The sequence below is a fragment of the Janthinobacterium sp. C22 genome, assembly GCF_057919405.1.
The window spans coordinates 3,879,909-3,899,117 of sequence record NZ_CP193659.1; the positions used below are offsets into that span (position 1 = coordinate 3,879,909).

A 19,209-nucleotide genomic window follows, 5' to 3' on the forward strand; every position below is an offset into this window, starting at 1 on the left:
TGATTTGTCCATTATAGTAGACGACCAGCAAGGAGATCAACATGCACGTACGCGATGCCCACGCGGGCGATATCGAGGCCATCACGGCCATCTACAACGATGCCGTCAGCAATACGCTGGCCATCTGGAATGAACGGACGGTTGACGCGGCCAACCGCGCCGCCTGGCTGGCCGACCGCGAGCGGGCCGGCTATCCCGTGCTCGTCGCCATCGATGCAGAGGAAAAGGTAGCTGGCTACGCCTCGTTCGGCGACTGGCGCCCGTTCGAGGGTTTCCGCCATACGGTCGAGCATTCCGTGTATGTGCGCGCCGATCGCCGGGGCGCCGGGGTCGGCAAGGCCTTGATGGGGGAGTTGATTGTACGGGCGCGCGGCCTGGGCAAGCACGTGATGGTGGCGGGCATCGAGGCGGGCAATGCCGGCTCGATCGCCCTGCACAAGCAGCTGGGCTTCGAGGAAGTGGGCTTGATGCGCCAGGTGGGCACCAAGTTCGGCGCCTGGCTGGACCTGGCGTTCCTGCAGCTGCAGCTCGATGCGCGCAGCGATCCGGACGGCATCGCGCCGGCCGGATAAGGTCACGCCGGCATCAGGGATCGATCTCCGGCGGCGGGCGGCGCAGCGCCATGTGTTCCCACACGGCCACCAGTACCAGCACGCAGCTGGTGATGCAGGCCAGGGTCAGGGGCGCATACAGCCGTCCGTACGCCATCGGGATCAGCGCCAGGATGATCAGGATGCCCAGCAGGTGCGACAGGGGCGGCGCGGCGCGGTCGCTGCTGACCCATTTGAATAGCGCATTGCCCAGCAGATACAGGATCGGGCCGCCCAGCAAGGCGCTGATGCCGGCGAAGCTCGCTTCGTCCGGATGCACGAGGGCCAGTTCATCGGCCACGGCGGAAACGATCACGCCGCCCACGATCAGCACGTGGATATACGTGTAGGCCTTGCGCGCGATGCGGCCCGGGTCCTTCGAGTGGGCGATGCGGTGGTGGCCCGCCTCGGCGCCCGTGTCGAAATAGATCCACCACATGGCGATGCTGCCGACCAGGGCCGACAAGAAGCCCAGCCAGTTGCCGGCCGTCCATTCCAGGCCCGCGAACGTGGCGCCCGTCACCAGCAGGGATTCGCCCAGGGCGATGATGACGAACAGGCCGCAGCGTTCGGCCATGTGGCTGCCGTCGACGTCCCAGTCGGCCGTCGTCGAGCGGCCCAGGCCCGGCATGCCGAACAGCATCCAGGGCCCGGCCAGGTCGATCGCCAGGGCCGCGGCCCACCAGAAGATGCGCTGCTCGGGCGACGCGATGCCGCCGGCGATCCAGAAGATGCCGGACAGCACGGCCCACAGGGCGATGCGCTGGAAATTGCGGCGGCGCGCCAGCGCTTCATGGCGCACGGCCCACCAGGCGAACAGGGGCCGGCCCACCTGCATGGCCACATAGGCGAGCGCGAAACCGAGGCCCCGTGTGCCGAACGCTTCGGGAATCGAGGCCGACATGATCAGGCCGCCCAGCATCAGCGCAAACAGGCTGATGCGCACGGGAATGCGCTCGGGATCGAGCCAGTTGGTGATCCACGAGGTAAAAATCCACACCCACCAGACGGCCATCAGCAGCAAGCCCGTCTGCAGCCAACCCATGGCGCTCAGGTGCGCCAGCAAGCCATGCGACAGCTGTGTCACGGCAAACACGAACACGAGGTCGAAGAACAGCTCGATCATGCCCACCTTGCCGCTGTCCTGCGCGCCGCGCTGGCGCAGCAGGGAAATGCGATTATTCATTTTTTCCTTGCATAAATACGGGAGCGGCGCCCGCGGCGCCGGCCAAAACGGCACGATGATAGCAGATGGGGATGGCGGTCGTGGCGCCGCGCCGCGGCCGCCATGCGTTTGCTCTTCCGGCCGAATTTCGCTACGATGGGCCGCATGCGCGGGACACCACCTCCACCATGTATCAGCTGAATTGGCGCGGCCCCTGGCTGGCTGCCGTGCTGCTGCTATCGCTCGGCGGCGACGCCCCGGCGCTGGCGCGCCAGCTGGCCGAACCGGCCCCCGCGTGCCGGGCGCCGCAAACCATGGCGCTGACGGTCAACAGCGACGCCGTCGCCACGGCCAGCAACGATATCAATGACAACACCCTGGTGGCGCTGCGCGCCAACGGCACCGCGTACTGGACGGTTTTATTGTCGACAGGGACTATCCTGCTGCAGCTGGACGCCGACCGCGGCGATACCATCGTGACGTTCCAGAAAGGACTGACCCTGCGTTTCCAGGCGCTCGGTCCGCAGCAATATCAAATCCTCATCGATGGCCCCATCCTCGATGACGGCACGCAATACACGCTGACTGGCAAGGTGGTGGCCGTTTTTGAGCGTTGTCCGGCCCTGCCCGCGCCAACCGCGCCGTAAACGGTCGATAAATGCGCAGTAAATCCCCGCATGCCCTCTATTTAAATCAATAAACCGTTTATATTCAATTGCATTCCCTGCCTGCCTAGGCCCGGCTTGCCTGCCGCCGCGCCCGGATGCCGCGCCATTCTTGCCTTTGCGACAATTCGAGAGAATCGCGCAAAAAAATAGGCATAGAATCGCTACTCGTGATGCGCATCAACCGGCATGCTTATATGCCGAATAGCCGGAAACTATTTTTTGAATAAGTAAATAAGAAATATATTCATCCATTCCGGATTGATGAATATCAAATGTCTTGTCTTTATTTGAAATTGCGTATTGTCCTGCCATATTTTTATGGCATGGTCGCAAAGCCGTTGCCATACCGTTTCCACCGACTTACCCAACTGCCCCGGACCTGTCGGCCACGGGGCGCCCACCGCAAGTGCAGGCCGATATCACCTCATGGAGAATGTCATGTCTAACTTACCTCGCGTCGAAGTCACCAACCATACGCTGGCCGCCGGCCAAAGCGTCACCACCAACACCACGCCGAACAGCCTCGCGCTGTCCATCGCCAGCAGCGACAGCAACAACCAGACCGGCATCGCCTTCCAGTTCCAGGGCCGCACCACGTACTGGAATCCCAGCGTCAGCACCGGTTTCACCACGGCCAAGCTGGCCAGCGACACGGGCAATGGCGTCGTCACGTGGAAAGCCGGCCTGACGGTCACCTACTCGCCGCAAAGCACGGGGCTGTACAACGTGCTGCTGTCCGGCGACATCGTCGACAGCGGCACCGTGTATACCTACACGGGCTTCGTGCTGGCCACCTTCACCTCCAACTCGCAGTAAGCGGCGGTTCCGCGTCCGCCTGCGGGCGGGCGCCCCGGATGGCCGCCCGCCACCGCATCCAGGCAGCCCGCCTGGCCATCCGCCGCCCTTTCCGGGCCCACCCGTTGTAAACGATTGCGATGCCGCGCGGCGCGCCATGCCGCCGCATCGCAGCCCGAGTCGCGTCTTGAGTGGAGGTTGTCATGGGTTTCAGCTTCGTCGCCACCGATCCCGCCAGCAAGGTCAGCCTGTATGAAGCGCCGCCGCAGGCGGGCCATGCCTGGGCCGGCTATTTGCTGCCGCCCGTCGCGCCGCCGGCCACGCCCCCGGACAGCATCGGCTATGCCGACAGCCTGTCGCCGCAGCGCATGGGCAGCTACGTGTTCGCCAGCGCCCGTCCGGCGGCACTGGAGGCGGCGCCCGGCCCCTTCATCGCCGCCCTCGCCGCGTATATCGACCTGCAGTCGTCGGCGCCGGGACTGAACCTGAACGCGCTGCTGTGGCTGCGCGACGCCGATGCGGCGCCGGCCGATCCCTTCAAGAACTACGGCTGCAGCTACAGCTATAACCCGCTGACCAAGGGCTTTGCCACCAGCACCAATGTCAATTTCCGGCTGGGACAGGACCTGCTGTTCAACGTGCTGTCCGGCGTCGGCCTGTCCATCGACGCCGCCAACGGCAGCCTGCGGCTGTCCGCGCCGCTGGCGACGCCGCCGGCGCTGGCCTTCCAGCGCAACGCCGGCGATATCGGCATACGCGTCACGGGCAGCGGCAATACGATCCGCACGTTCGTGCCACTGGAGGGCGCGAATGCGGGCTGCCTGACGTTTACGGCCACCGTCAACCCTGCCGTCACCTTCGGCCCAAGCGGCCTGGCCGTCGGCTTCCCCCTGAGCGCGCGCGACACGGCCAGCGGCCAGCTGCAGCAGCTGTTCTACCCGGCGCTGAGCGCGCCCGCCGCGCTGCCGGCCAGCCTGGCCTGGGTCGGCACGGTCGACCCGCTCGATCCCTACAATCAGAAGCTGTCCGCCCAGGCCAGGCTGGAAGGCGTATTGCGCTGCGGCTTGCTGCCGGCCGGCCAGCCCGCCTTGCCGTCCACCTACCGCACGGCGCTGGGCCATGCGACGGCCTTGCTGCCGCTAGGCGCCGCCAGCGGCCAGCCGCCCGTGGTCGGCCTGCAGTCGGGCGCCCTGGCCTTTGGCTGCGCCGCGCGCTCACCGTCTGCGCCCGCGACCAGCAAGGCCCTGGTGACGCCGGCCGGGCGCTTCGGCCTGAGCGCCAGCGGCCAGGCGGCGGGGACGCAGATAAACTTGTTATGCGGCATCTTCGGCTCTGAACAGCTGAGCATGACCACCTATGACGGCGCCGCGCCGGAGAATGACAGCCTGCTGTTCGTGCCCGCCTCGCCCGCCTTCGCGCCCGTCTTCCCGTTCCAGGCCGCGACCCTGGACTTGCCCGATTCCGGCAACGTGGCCACGCCGCTGACGGCCGATTACCTCAGTTGCTGGGCCAGCGTGCTGAAGGGCGGCGCGGCCATGCCGCAATACCATGCGGAGCCGGCGGGCAGTCCCATGTACGGCCTGCCGCCGGCCGCCCGGGCGGCCGCCTTGCTGCGCGCCGTGGCCGCCGACACCGTGCTCGCCTCGACCCCGCCCGCGCTGCCCGTGCCGCAGGGCGCCGCGCACGCCTTTCCCCTGCTGCCGTACGGCGGCGCCGTCAGCGGCGGCCCGCTGGATATCAGCGCCTCCCTGCTGTCGAGCTTTGAAAGCAGCATCGTGGCCGCCACGCGCAAGGCCGTCATTTCCAGCGGCGCCGGCGCCACCTGGCAGGCGCGCGCGGCGGCCAGCCGCCGCGTGCGCGGGCTGGCCGCCGGCGAAGCGGTGGCGGAAGCGCCGCACTACCGCACCACGCCGCAGGGCGCCGTCGCCACCGTGTCCAGCCAGCAGCAGGACCAGGACGCCTTCCTGTCGGTGACCCTGGGCCAGACCCTGGGCGCCGGCGGCCAGGTCTTGCCGTTCGGCTTCCGCTTCCCGGACGCCACCTTGCAGGATGCCTTGCAGACCAACCAGCTGTTCCTGGTGGCCGTCAACGCGGCCCACCTGTCGGACGGCGGCGCGCGCTTCGACAATACCGTGGGCATCGCGGGCTGGACCATGCAAGCGCAGGTGGGCGTCGGCGTGACGCCCACGTCCTACCGCAACGTGATGCTGCTCAAGTATTGCAGCGGCAGTGTCAGGGAACGCGTCGCCAATCCGAACGCCTGGTCGGGCGCGCCCGATTTTTCGCTGGCCGCCGACGCCGGCCCCGGCGTTCAGGGCATCGCCTACACGGGGCTGTCGCAGTGGCTGCAGGATCTCATCGAAGCGGCCGAGGTGCTGGCGGCGGACAAGCCCGAATCGCCGTACCGGCATTTCCTGGAACTGGTCAGCGATCCCGCCTGGACGGGCGTGCTGGTGCTGCAGGCGGACCTGGATCCGTCCAGCCTGCCCGCTGGCCTGCAGGGCATCGCGGCCGGCCTCGACCTGACGCGCTTCGTCGCCCACCATTTCGGCTTCACGGCCAGCCGCGTGACGGTGCATGGCGACGGCAGCATCACCCTCGACGGCAATTCCAGCACCTTCGGCCTGGTCGACTACCAGGACCCGGCCTTCGCCGCCGGCCAGCGCAACGGCTTGCCGCCCGATACGCCCATCGCCCTGCCCGACACCGACAACTATGCGTTCCGCGTGCTGCAATTGCAGGTGCTGTTCGACAATGCCGTCATCAAGACCTTCAAGAGCTACGTGCAGCTGGCCGTGAATGGCCTGCTCGGCTCGCGCGTGACGGCCACCACCTTCGGCGGCAATGCGATGCCGAACAACGGCGTGGTCCTCGACGGCAGCTATATCGACCAGAATGGCACCGGCATCTACATCTTCGAGCAAGCCACGCCGTCGATATTCAGTCTCGACAGCAACCTGCTGCGCCACGTGGCTTTCCAGCGCATCCAGTTCAATTGCCTGGGCACCACGGACGCGGGCGCGACCGTGCTGAACCGTTTTTCCGTCTGGGGCACGCTGGACTTCGCCAGCCTGGACGACCGCACGGGCGCCGCGCTGGACCTGTTGTCGTTCGGCGCGCTGGCGCCGGACCTGCCGCCGGACGGCGAAGGCCTGGCCTTTTCCAACCTGGTGATCGACATGCGCTATCCGCAGACGACGCCGTCGGCCGTGCGCTTTGACGAGGTGACGGCCAACCTGGCCTACGACCTCGACGCCAGCCAGGCCAGGCCGGACAGCCTGTTCAAGGGCTTCGGCCTGGAACTGTCGGGCTTTATCGCCGCCGCCGACGGGCAAAAGCCGGCCGATTTCGGCTTCCTGCCCGTCAGCACGGCGCTGAACCTGGGCACGCTCGGCGGGCCCTGGCACGGCGTCGTGTACGACGTCACCATGGGCGGGCCGGGCGCGCTCGTCTCGGCCGCCGGCTTCCATTCGACCCTGCTGCTGGCCTGGTCGCCCGCCAGCACGGCCGGCGACGACGAGCAAGCCGTCTTCGTCGGCCTGTCGCTGCCGGGCGCGGCACCGGGCGCCAGGCTGATCAGCCTGCAAGGCATCTTCAAGCTGGCCATCGACAATATCGGGCTGATGCGGCAAAAAGTGCCCGGCGGCGACTCCTACTATTATTGCCTGCGGCTCGACAACATCGCCATCAAGTTCCTCGGCATTGCCAAGCTGCCGCCCGACGCGAACATCCAGTTCTTCCTGTTTGGCGACCCGAAGAATACGGGCAGCCTGGGCTGGTATGCCGCGTACATCGCCGATGCGGCCGCCCGGCAGGAGCCGGAACTGTCCGCGCTGCCATTGCCTGCCATTTCATTGGGGAGCGCAGCATGACCAACGTCGTGTACTGGAATATCGAGAACTTCGGCATCAACAAGGTCAACAATCCCAGCCGCAAGCGGCCCCGCTATGGTGAAGGCGGCCGCTGCGGCGGCAACCTGCCGGCCGTGGCCGCGCAGCAGCGCTGCAACCACATCCTGACCATCCTGCGCGCCACGCAGCCCGATATCTTCGTCCTGATCGAGGTGTCGGCCAGCGCGGCCGGCGCCGGCGACCTGGCGCCCGACACGGGCGGCCTGCAGGGCGCGATCTTCCTGCTGCAACAGCTGCGCAACGACGTCGCCGACCCCAACCGCAATGCCTGGCGCATGGTGCCGCCGCTGAAAGTGGGCACGGGCGGGCGCACGGAATCGGTCGCCGTGCTGTACCGCGGCATATCGGGCACGGTTGGCACGCCCACGGAAGTGCGGCGCTATTTCACGGGGCCGAACGTGTGGACGGGCGGCGGCGTGTCGGCCGTGGCGGCCGGCGCCGTGCCCGCCGCCTACCCGGCCGGGGGCGCCGGCGCGTCCAACATCCAGGATTTGCTCAACCCGCCGGGCCAGCCGGCGCGCACCATCCCGGCCGGCGCACAGTACAACGGCGGCCTGGCCGAGGGCATGGCGGCGGCGCGCATCGCCTTCGCGCCCGCACTGGCGCCAGCCACGCCGCCCATCGCTGGCGGCCTGGTCAATTTCAACGGCTTGCGCCAGCCCTTCATGGTCAGTTTCGTGGAAACCAACCAGGCCAACGCCATCACGCGCAACCTGACCCTGTTTGCCGTGCATGCGCCGCCCAACCACGGCGGCGCCACCAATTTCATCAATATCCTGCTGCGCGGCGTGCTCGACGTGGCGGCGCCGCCTGCCGGCGCGCCGCACAATGAAATCAAGCTGATCTGCGGCGACTTCAACCTGAACGCCATCTACGCGCAGCCGCCCGCGGCGGGCGGGCGGACCACGGCCTACGACCAGTTGCGCGCGATCAACTACATACCGCTGCTGGACCCGCCGCCCGTCATGCCGGCGGCCGCCAACCTGACGCTGGACGCCTACCAGGGCTACCTGGCCACGCATATCCGCCCCAAGCGCACCAAGCAGCAGCTGACGCAGCAATCGCGCTTCCTGTGGTCCGACAATACGGCCGGCGGCCCGCTGCTGGCGTCGCCGTATCCCGGCTATAACTACATTGGCAGCGATATGGTCAGCAACTTTTTCTCGATCGACAATATGCTCGTCAACCCGCTGGTGCCGGCGAATAACTACCAGTTCACGGTGATGAATCCCGTCTCGGGCACGCCGTTCGCGCTGGCGGGCGCCATGCCCCCTGGCGTGCCCACCGGCACGCGCCCGCTGCCCGCGCAATTTCCGAACGTGCCTGCCGGCATGGCCTGGCCGCAATCGCCGGCGGCCGTGTATGCCGTGGGCGAGGCGCGCACGCTGAACGGCTGGGCCAATTACGGCTACCTGCGCAGCACCAGCGACCACCTGGCGCTGTTTGCCGTGCTGTAGACAGAGCGTCCGGGCGGGTGCGAGCGTCCGCCCTGGACATCATGACTGATTCAAGGAGCAAGTTCGTATGGCCACCACCGATACCGCGCTGGAAAACCTGCAGCAAGCCATCGTCAACGCCGCCAGCAGCGGCCCGTTCGCCCTCGATGCCGCCTTCCTGGAAGCGGGCCTGGCCGACCCGGACGTCGCGCCGCCCGAAAAATTCGACGCCATCGTCGGCCAGGCCTTCCAGATCGACGCGGCGCGGTTCCTGATCAGCTGCGCGGCCGCCGACGTGGGCGCCGTCAGCGACGGCGTGTTTACGGTCAGCAAGGCGAGCCTGCCCTTCATCGGCGGCCTGCTGCACACCCCCGCCACGCTGGTGTTTTCCACGCAGCCAGCCGCCGCGCGCGCGCCGGGCGCCAACGACGATGACGACGGGGATGACGCGGCCGTGCTGGTGGTGCAGGTGGCCGCCAGTCCCGCCGACTGGAACTGGGACAGCAGCTTTCCCTTCATGGGCGGCTGGCCGTTCAGCGAGTTGCCGCTGGCGGACGCGCTGCTGGTGTTTTCCAGCGCCGACGGCGTCTATCCCTGGGGCGGCGACGGCGCGCTGTCCGTCACGGGCGGCGCCAAGCAGAACCTCAGCGCCAGTGTAGCCCTGCCCGCCTTCGTGACGCCGTTTCTGGAACTGTTTTCCGACCTGGCGGCGCCGCCGGGCATGCTGCAGATCGGCGGCTACCTGGACATGGCGCTGTACGACGGCAAGACGTTCGAACTGGGCGGCCTGATGCCCAGCGGCGTGCTATCGGCCACGCTCAGCGAGCTCGACTGCACGTTCGCCGGCTACCTGCGCGTGGCCGCGCCCAGCCTGACCGTGACGATCCCGCCGCCCGTCGATGCGCCGCCGCCCGACGCCCTGCTGCTCGACGACGGCATGCAGCTGCTGCTGCGCGGCGAAGGCGAACCGGCCGACGAGGAAGCGGCCGACGGCGACCAGGCCGCCACGCTGGCCCTGACGGCCACGCTCAGCGTGGAAGGCGCGGGCGCCGCCGACTACACGCTGTCGCTGCTGCTGCAGCCATCGAACGCCGACGGCGACGGCAACTACACGGTCAGCCTGGAAGCGGGCAGCGACGGGCCGCCCCTCAGTCCCGGCGCCGCCATCAGCCTGATCGGCGGGGGCGCCAGCTATTTCCGCGCCACCCCGGCCGTGCTGCAGGAGTTCCTGACGTCGTTCGGCCTCGGCGGCATGACCATCAGCGGCAGCATCCCGCCCAAGGCGGCGCCCACGGTGGACCAGGTCACGCTGCAGCTGCGCAGCGTGCGCGATCTCAGCTGGCAACCCATCCCGGCGCCCACGCCGGCGCTGAGCTTTACCGTCACCTCGTTCTTCCTCGACTGGACGGCGTACCAGCCGCTGGCGAGCAAGGCCAGCGGAAAGTCGCGCTACGAATACCTGTTCGGCACCACCTTCACCCTGTTGCCCACGGTATTTCGCAACCTGGACGGCACGCCGGGCGGCGAATTCGAGGTGCAGTTCAACTCGGCGCAGCTGTTCCAGGCCAGCTTTCCCGGCAAGGCCACGCTGTCGGACTTCCTGTCCGTCGTCTCGAACGGCCTCGTCAGCCTGCCCGACAGCATCCAGGCCGAGGTGTCGAATATCGTGCTGAGCATAGACGGCGCGGCCCAGTCCTTCGCGTTTTCCAGCGACTACGCCATCAGCCTGTCCTTCCTGACGGTGGGCGGCGCGCCCATCCTGAGCATTTCGGAAGGCCAGATCAGCCTGTCGGGCATCAGCGCCACGGTGGCCGCGGACAAGCAGGAAGGCGCGTTGATCCTTGTCGACGCCGGCAAGGCGGGCGCCGGCACGGCCTGGGCCGGTTCCATTTCCGGCTTGCTGGGCGTGGGCGCCAGTTTGCAGGCGGCCGTCAGCGTGGCCTACAGCAGCCAGGAAACGCCGCCCCGCTGGACCCTCTCCGCCTCGCTCGCGCAGGAACTCGACGTGGGCGAGATGATCAAGCAATTCTTTGCCGCCGGCGGCATCTATGATTTCCCCGTCTTCTTGCCGGGCAACCTGAAGATTTCCGCGTTCGCCATCGAAGCGGTCATTCCCAGCGGCAAGCCCAGCACGGACCTGGCCACCAGCTACACGGTCGACACCACCTTCACCTGGCTGTTCCTGCTGGGCCAGCAACAGATCGGCTTGCAGAAAGCCACGCTCTCGGTGCAGTATGACGGCGCCAAGCCGGCCGCGCAGCAATTCTCGGGCAAGGCCGATGCCGTCTGGATCTATACCGCCATCAATCTGAAACTGGGCTTCGGCTATGCGTTCCAGCCGACGGACAAGGGGCCGAACCACACGCTGTACGTGAGCTGGGAAGGCTTCACGGCAACCTATACCAGCGGCAACGAGATGCTCAGCTTCACCCTGGCGGGCTGGTCGCTGGGCAGCCTGATCCAGGCGCTCGTGCGCACGCTGGGCGATCCGTATTTCGTGCTGCCGTCGCCGTGGGACTTGCTGAACCAGGTCACGCTGGACGGCCTGTCCATCAACGTGTCGCTGAAAAGCGGCGAAAAGAACCGCCTCAGCGCCACCTACACGCTCAGTTCGCCCCTCAACCTGGGATTCATCGTCATCCGCAGCATCGTCTTCAAGCGTAATACGGACGGCAAGGTGACCCTGGCGCTGGACGCCAGCGTACCGCCATTGCTCAAAGGCAGCATGGGCGACCTGCTGGACCCGAACAAGGGTCAGGACGTGGAAGAGATGCCCAGCGTGCCGGGCGCCGGTTCCAGCTATTTCAAGGTCTTCCTGCTGATGCTGGGCCAGCGCGTGGCCATCAACGGCGCGACCGACTTCAGCTCGACCAAGGCCGTCATCGACGCGCTGGCCGGCGTGCCGCCCACCACGGGCAAGAACAATCCCGTCAACCCGGGCAGCGGCGTGCCGGGCCAGCCGTATTACCAGCCGGACAGCAACTGGCTGATCGCCGCGCATTTCGGCGTGCTGCAGACCGCCGGCGTGTGGGCCGTCGACGTGCAGATCGTCTTCAACGATCCCAACCTGTACGGCTTGCGCCTGACCCTGGGCAGCCCCAAGATGGGCGGCCTGGCCGGCCTGGTGGTCGATATCCTGTACAAGAAGATCAGCGACGACGTGGGCCTGTTCCAGATCGACTTCACCTTCCCCGACAGCATACGCAACCTGAACTTCGGCGCCGTCAGCGTGGTGCTGCCGATGATCGGCATCAAGATCTACACGAATGGCGATTTCCTGATCGACATCGGCTTTCCCTACAATATGGACTTTACGCGCTCGTTCAGCTTCAGCGCCATCGTCTACGGCGTGCCGGTGATGGGCTCGGGCGGCGTGTATTTCGGCAAGCTGTCGAGCGCGACGGCGACGCAGGTGCCGAAAACCGAGCTCGGCTATTTCAATCCCGTCATCGTCTTCGGCCTGGGCCTGCAGCTGGGCCTGGGCTACAACTTCGTCAAGGGGCCGCTGAAAGCGGGCTTCGCGCTGACCGTGTTCGGCATCATCGAAGGCGTGATCGCCACCTACCATCCGTACGACCGCGCCAACGCCGTCGCGCTGGCCAACGCCGGCGCGTCCGGCAGCGTCCAGGAAAGCAGCTACTTCAAGCTGACGGGCACGTTCGGCGTGATCGGCATGCTGTACGGCGAAGTGGACTTGAAGATCATCAGCGCTTCGCTGCTCGTCAACATCACCGTGTCGGTGCAGATCGGCTACGAATCCTACCGCGCCATCCCCCTGTCCGTGACGGCCTCGGTGCGCATCAGCCTGCGCGTCAAGATCGACCTGGGCATCTTCAGCTTCACCATTTCCGTGGGCTTTTCCGCCACCGTCAGCGCGCAATTCCGCATCGGCAGCGACAGCCGCGCGCCGTGGGATGGCGGCGGCGCGCTGCGCCTGGACAGCCTGGCGCGCGGCCGCGCGCGCACCTTGCCGATGGAATTGCAGGCCGCCATGCTGCGCGCCGGGCCGCGCCGCCAGCCGCGCCGCGTGCTGCGCACCGGTGCCAAGCCGGTGCTGCAGCTGGTGACGGCGCCGCAATTCACGGTGCTGGCGCCGCAGGGCGCCACCGCCAGCAGCGCGCAGCAAGGCGCGTTCGTCTGCCTGTTCGCCATGGACGCGCCGGACCCGGCCGCCGGCGGCGCGGGAACGGGCACGACCTCGTTCGACCTGCTGTGCACGGCGTATTTCCCGTGGCTGCTCGACGCCTTGCAGCCGGCGGCGCGGGACGACGGCGCGCCGCTGGACCTGGCTGCCGCCGCGGCCGCCAGCGTCACGCTGGCGCAGCTGGTGGCGGGCATCCAGGTGCTGGCCGACCCCGCCATGCAGCCATTCGGCATGGGCGACCTGCTGCAATTGCTCGCCGACAGCTTCACCGTGAACATCAGCGCGCCGGGCGCCAATATGGACGGCGCCACGCTATTCCCCCTGTTCGACGGGCTGCGGCTGGACGTGCCCGACCCGCAAGGCGGCGCCGGCACGCAGGCGATCGACCTCGAGACCTACGCGACGGCGACGGAACAGTATCGCAGCACGGTGGCCGGCGTGCTGCGCCAGGTGGCAGCCAAGGTGGGCAAGGCGCCCGCCAGGCCCGCGCTGCTGGCGCAGGATGATGCCGAGCCCGAATCGATGGCGGCCTTCATCTTCGTCGACGTCTTCAGCCTGATCGGCCGCGCGCTGCTGCAATCGGCCATCGATGCCTTCGACAATTACAGCTATGCGCTGCAGCCGGGCGACAGCATCGCCGGCATCGTCGCCGCCTTCAACGGGGCCGGCAACGCCATCGACGCGGACGACGTGTCGCTGCCGAATGCCGCGTACCCGTTGAACGGCGCGCTGCCGCTGCAGGTCGGCGGCCTGTCCGCGGTGATCCAGGCCGGCGATACGCTGGCCGCCATCGCCGCCCGCTACACGGATCCGGCCGGCGCCGGCGGGCGCTGGCAAACCACCGCGGCCCAGCTGATCGGCGCGAATGCGGCGCCGCGCGCGCTGCGCACGGGCGTCACGCTGGTCTTCGACTTCGGCGCCGGCGCCGTCAGCCACGTCACCGCGCCCGGCGACAGCTTCGGCGCCATCGCCGCCGCGCTGGGCGTGCCGCTGGCCGCCCTGGCGCAGCAGGCGTCGCTGTATGCGCGCGCCGACCTGCTGCTGCCGACGGCCATCCTCGCCGTGCCGCCGCTGGCCTATGCCTCGGCCGCCGGCGATACCCTGGCCGGCATCGCCAGCCGCTTCGCCGCCACAGTCGCCGCGCTGGGGCGCGACAATGCCGGCGTCGCCAATCTGTTCGCCGCGGCCCCGGGCCGGCTGGCCATCGCCCGCCTCGACGCCTTGCCGCTGGAACAGCTGTGGCAAGGCGTGCAGGCCAGCGGCGCCGTGGCCCAGGCCGCCGGCCAGGTCGCGCGCTTCGTCACCTATGGCTTGCGCCTGCCGGTGGCGCCGGGCCTGAGCCTGTCGCCGTCCTTCCTGTATAGCAAGACGCAGACCGACTACGCGCTGTACCAGCTGACGGGCCAGCAATTCCCCACGCCCGCCAGCGCGGCCGGCGGCTACCGCATCGGCCTGGGACGCAATGCCATGTCGCATGGCGTCGCCCTCGATTTCATCACCTTCGCCGGCGCGCCCGGCACCAGCCTGCCCATCGACCTGGACGCCGCCTACGGCTTGCTGTCGGGCGTGCTGGCGTATGCGCAGGCGGGCAGCTTCGTGCCGTCGCCAACGCTGCAGATCCTGCCGCTGGCTTCCTTGCAGCCGCGGCAATTCCCTGCGGCAGGCTACGCCGCCTGGATCACCGCCGACCTGGCGCGCCTGACGGCCGTGACGTCGGGCGACGCTACGGCGGCGCGCGCCGCCGCCAGCCAGGCCACGCCCGCGCCGTATCTGTGGCAATTGCCCGACGCCATGCTGGCCAGCATCGCCCAGCGCCAGGATACGCTGCAGGCGCTGTACGCCGAGGCGCAATACGCGGACATGCTGGCCCTGATGCCCGCCTATCGTCCCCGCATCGGCAACACGCCGCCGAACAGCAGCAGCACGGTGTTCCAGGATGTGAGCGGCTATGCCTACGCCACGCGCGTGGACTTCCAGATCACGCGCATGCCGGCCGCCACCGTGGCCACCAACGACGCCAGCGGCACCGCATTGGCCAGCGCCGCTACCCTGGCCCACGTCTACGAGCTGGTGGGACCGTCGGCCGCCGATGCCCAGCGCCTGCAATACCTGCTGAGCGGCATGGCCGCCGTGGGCGAAACCCTGGCGGCCGGCCTGTTCCTGCTGTACAGCGAAGGCGGCAGCGACCAGGTGGCGCTGACGGGCCAGGCCGATGCCGACTACCTGTGCTTCCTGACGCAAACCAATCTGTCCACGGAAAGCCATCCGCCGGCCAGCCGCATGCTGCTGGACGCGGCGAATACCGCCTTGCCGCGCGGTATAGCCAACAGCCCCTCGCAATTCATCAAGCTGCTGTGGGAGCAATCGGTGGTGCGCGGCGGCGGCTACTATCTGTATTTCGAGGACATGGTGTCGGGCGCCGGCCTGCCCCCTTCCGTCTTTGACGCCACGGGCACGGCCACGCTGACCCTGGTGGTTCCGCTGGCGCGCCAGGCGGCGGGCGCCGCCGGCACCGTGCCGAACTTCGTCAACGCCCTGCTGACGACGCAGGCGATCGATCCGCAGCAGGATGTGCTGGTGTTCGAATCGCTGGGCAAGCCGGCCAGGACCCAGCCTTTGGCCAGTGCCGCCACGAGCACCCTGACCGCCCTGGCCGCCACATACGGCATGGGCGTGGGACAGCTGGCGCGGCAAAACGCCGTGCTGCCGCTGCGCGCCGGCGCCAGCGTGCCCGTGGCCGGCATCCTGCACCAGCTGAACCAGCAAGACATGGCCGCGCCCGCGCAAGCGCTCGAGCGGCTGGCCGCGTATTACTCGGCCGGCGCCACCCCGTTGAGCGCGGCGCAGATCGCGGCCTACAATCCCGGCGTGACGGTGGCGCTGGGCGCGACCATGCGCATTCCGCCGCTCGTCTATCGCGTGCCGGCCACCTCTGACGGTCCCGGCAATACCTTCGCCGCCCTGGCCGCCTACTATGGCCTGTCGGTGGACGCCCTGGCCTTGGGCGCGGCCGCCACCGAAGGCCTGTACGCCGATGGCGCCGTGCTCGACGTCGACAGCCTGGCCCTCGATGCGCAAGCGACCTTGGCGCCGGGCAACCTGTCGTTCCAGCTCGAGCGCACCAACGACGGCGTGCCCGTGCTGCCGCCCGATCCCACGCCGCAGCAACAGCGGCAATATGCGCAAGCGACCCTGTCTGCGCTGTACAACACGCTGTCGGCCGGCCTGGGCGCCAACCCGTATTTCCTGCCCAGTCCCTACAGCCTGCCCTTCGGACCGCAGGACCATGCGAACGACAGCGACGGCGACGGCGACGGCGGCGACGCCGGCGAAGCGCACCGCCGGCGCTATGCGGCCGCGGCCCTGGCCGATTACGACTACCGCCAGGCGCTGGGCTACCTGGGCAACGACAGCCAGGGACGGCCGTTCGCCACGCTCAATGCGGCGCCGGCCAATCCGCCGGCCGGCCTGCCGCCCGCCGCCGACAATCCCTATCTGGGCGTGGGCGGCCATGCGTCGCTGGCCCTGCGCTGGCAAGACTTGTTCGGCAACACCACCGTCACGCCGTTCGAGGCGCCGCCGGCCGGCTACACGGGTGCGCTGGACCAGGCCCCCGCCGCGCTGCGCTACACGGATCGCCTGCTGGGCCTGTCAGCCTGGCCGAAAGTCCAAGCCAGCTACCTGTATGGCACGGATGCGGGCGGCGCGCCCGCGCTGCTGCTGACCTTGCGCATGGATGGCCTGGCCTACGCCACGCCCGCCGATGCGATGCAAGATTTGCCCACCTACCAGCGCCTGTACTTCCAGCTGCACCAGGACTATACGGGCCTGGGCGTGCCCGGACTGAGCGGCAATGCGGTGAGCATCTGCCTCAGCAACTCCCTGCTGGCCACGCCGCTGCAGCCGCTGGGCGAGGCCCAAGCGCGGCAGGTGCGCGACTTCGCCGCCGCCTGCGCCATCTACCTGCAAACCCTGGCCGGCGGCGGCAGCGCCACGGCGCCCGCCGCCACGCTGTCGGTGCCGGTGCCGCTGGCGCAACTGGCCGGCGCCAACCGCATCGCGCTCGACGTGGCACTGGTGCTGACGCGCCAGGCCATCCTGCTCGATCCCGTGCTGGCGTCCCTGCCGGACGGCGCCAGCGTGGTCAGCGCCGTGCTGCCGCAGGCCGACACGGATGGCGGCGCGTCCAGCTACACCACGTTTGCCAAGGCGCTCGAAGCGTGCCTGAAGACGCCGCAATGGTCGATGCGCGCGGGCGCGGGGCTGACGCGCGTGGGCAGCGCCGGCCAGCAGACGCAGCAATTGTTCGCCGTGCGTTTCAGCGACACGCCCGGCCAGGGCATCCATTTCCGCCTGAGCCAGCAGGCCAGCTACTACGCGCCGCTGCCCGTCGCCAATTCACTGGAAAGCCGCACGGTCAGCATCGACGCCTATCCGGGCAATGCGCCGCATGCGCTGACGTTCAATAGTGTCGACCTGAACCTGTGGCTGCAAAGCTGTCTCGACGCCGTCGACAAGTTCCTCTCGGCCACGTATGCGCCGCCCGCCTACATCCTCGATCGCCTCAACGGCATCGCCGATCCGCTGCAAAGCGGCCAGCTGGGCCTCGTACTCAAGGCGAAACAGACGCTGGCCGACGCCATCAGCGCCACCGTCAGCCCCGTGCTCAGCAGCAGCGCCGCGGACGAAGCCACGCGCGTCAGCGCGGCCGCCACCATGCGGCAGCAGCTGCTGACCACCCTGGGGCCGGCCTTTGCCGCCGGCGCCGTGGTGGTGTACGGCGTGGACCAGGTCACGGGCGCGGACGGCATCTACGCGGCCGGACCGCCCGCGCTGTACGGCCAGCCCGCCGGCACGGGCGCAGCCGACGGCACCGCGGACGGCGCGGACGGCGACGGCAACCAGAACTACACCTTGTTCCCGACCCGGCTGCCGCTGCAAGGCGCGGCCGCGCCGGACCAGAGCCGGCTGTCATTCAACTTCATCTCGAAGAATGTCGAAGGCCAGGCCTATGTGCCGCTGGACTTGCGCTATCAGATCACGCACATGGAAATCGACCAGCAGTTCGTGCCCGGCATCGAAAACTACGCGCAAAGCCAGTGGCTGCTGTTCATCACCGGTCCGTTCGAGGTAGCGCTGGGCAATGGCACGCAATATATCCCCGTGCTGAACCGCGCCCTGCCCGTGCCGCCCACGGTCAACCGGCAGACCGCCACCGCGTCCGCCGCGCCGCAGGCCGGCCGACTGCGCCTGGCCGCAGACGGCTTGCAGCCGGCCCAGCTGGCCCAGTGGGATTACGGTTTCAGCTATACCTATCGCCAGGCGGCGCAGGATGCCGTGCACGTCAGCGTCGTGCTCAACGTGCCGCCGCAGGCGGCCAGGCTGTCCGCGGCGGCCGGTCCCGACCTGTTCACGGCGCTGGCCGCCTTCGTCAGCAACTATCCGCTCATCTCGGCCGACCTCGATGCGTTCCTCGCGCCCCTCGACGGCAAGCAGGACACGGCCGATAGTATCGCCAAGGCAACACTGGCCACCACCGCCTTCCAGCAGCTGGTGACCCAGGTGGCGGCCAGCTATGGCGGGCATTTCGGCGCGGCGCGGCTGGCGGCGGCGCAAGGCGAGGCCAGCGTGGCCGTGGAATTCGACGCGCGCCTGGAAGACCACGACGGCGACGCCTGGTATGCGCTGCTCAATGTCACCGTCGGCGGCGCGCCCGCCACCTACGACCCGCAGGCCGGCACCCTGAGCAATGGCGCCGTCAGCGTGCCCGTGCCCGTGCTCGACATCGATGCGCAGCAATACCGGGCCACGCCGGCCATGCCCGCGCCGCCCGATGCGCTGCTGGCCTACCGCTACGCGGCCATCGCCGCCGGCGCGCCCGACCTGTCGTTCGCCGCCGCGCTGGCCAATACCGGCCGCGAGGTGCGCATGCCGGGGCTGAACGTGATGGTGTACAAGAACGCCCAGGCCTCGCTGTACGTGCAGCGCAACCGCTACCTGTGCCCGCCCAGCCAGACGCAGGTGTCGACCATGCCAGCCTTCCTGTACCAGACGCCGGTCGTCAAGTTCAGCGACCCCATCCTGCCGCGCCTGAGCTGGCAAGGCTATGATTTGCGGCAAGTCGCACCGGTGGGCGGCAGCGACGTGGCGGCCTACATGAGGGGCTTCTTCAACGCCCTCTTCACGGGCGCCTCGGGCAGCGTGCGCATCGCCATGGATGGCAGCTATTCCTACAGCGTGATGCCGGCCGTGGCGGACTTTCCCCGCACCTCGCTGCCGGTCAGCCTGCTGCCGGCCGTGCTCGCGCCCATCGATGCGGCCCAGCCGCCCGCCGCGCCGATGGCGCTGGTGGCCCAGGTGCAGCAATGGTATGACACGCAGCAGCCGACCACGGGCGGCGGCGCGGCCATGGATTTCCGCCTGAACTTCTTTACGGACGGCGCGCCCGAGCAATTGCTGCTGTCGCTGGAAGACGTGCGCTGGGTGGTGCGGCCCTGACG

At 68.5% G+C, this 19,209-nt stretch carries 8 protein-coding genes; 6 read left to right on the forward strand and 2 right to left on the reverse strand.

All coding sequences use genetic code 11. The features are described from left to right. Positions 1-41 precede the first annotated feature (41 nt). Entirely contained in the window at positions 42-572 is a 531-nt protein-coding gene (locus tag ACRHIG_RS18325) for a GNAT family N-acetyltransferase (RefSeq protein ID WP_489627385.1), read from the forward strand. Between the two features lie 13 nt (positions 573-585). Here ACRHIG_RS18325 and ACRHIG_RS18330 read toward each other — a convergent pair whose 3' ends face one another. Continuing rightward, complete coding sequence (locus tag ACRHIG_RS18330; protein WP_489627386.1) at positions 586-1,776, reverse strand: low temperature requirement protein A; 1,191 nt, start codon at positions 1,774-1,776, stop codon at positions 586-588. 167 nt (positions 1,777-1,943) lie between these two features. Here ACRHIG_RS18330 and ACRHIG_RS18335 point away from each other — a divergent pair, with 167 nt between their 5' ends. Continuing rightward, the gene (locus ACRHIG_RS18335) at positions 1,944-2,402 is read left to right on the forward strand and encodes a hypothetical protein (RefSeq protein ID WP_489627387.1); all 459 of its coding nucleotides are present in this window, start codon (positions 1,944-1,946) and stop codon (positions 2,400-2,402) included. Positions 2,403-2,600: 198 nt separating this feature from the next. On the opposite strand, the gene ACRHIG_RS18340 is transcribed toward ACRHIG_RS18335, so the two are convergent. Continuing rightward, the gene (locus ACRHIG_RS18340; protein ID WP_475417629.1) at positions 2,601-2,768 is read right to left on the reverse strand and encodes a hypothetical protein; all 168 of its coding nucleotides are present in this window, start codon (positions 2,766-2,768) and stop codon (positions 2,601-2,603) included. A 93-nt stretch (positions 2,769-2,861) separates the two neighbouring features. Here ACRHIG_RS18340 and ACRHIG_RS18345 point away from each other — a divergent pair, with 93 nt between their 5' ends. From ACRHIG_RS18345 to ACRHIG_RS18360, 4 genes are all read left to right on the forward strand, one after another. After that, on the forward strand, positions 2,862-3,239 hold the full coding sequence (locus ACRHIG_RS18345) for a hypothetical protein (protein WP_230538010.1): 378 nt from the start codon (positions 2,862-2,864) through the stop codon (positions 3,237-3,239). Between the two features lie 182 nt (positions 3,240-3,421). Beyond that, on the forward strand, positions 3,422-7,090 hold the full coding sequence (locus ACRHIG_RS18350; protein WP_489627388.1) for a hypothetical protein: 3,669 nt from the start codon (positions 3,422-3,424) through the stop codon (positions 7,088-7,090). Continuing rightward, a complete protein-coding gene (locus ACRHIG_RS18355) occupies positions 7,087-8,586 on the forward strand; it encodes a hypothetical protein (RefSeq protein ID WP_489627389.1) in 1,500 nt (499 codons plus the stop codon). Before ACRHIG_RS18350 ends, ACRHIG_RS18355 begins: the two co-directional genes overlap by 4 nt. A gap of 67 nt (positions 8,587-8,653) precedes the next feature. After that, entirely contained in the window at positions 8,654-19,207 is a 10,554-nt protein-coding gene (locus ACRHIG_RS18360; protein ID WP_489627390.1) for a LysM peptidoglycan-binding domain-containing protein, read from the forward strand. Positions 19,208-19,209: the final 2 nt, after the last annotated feature.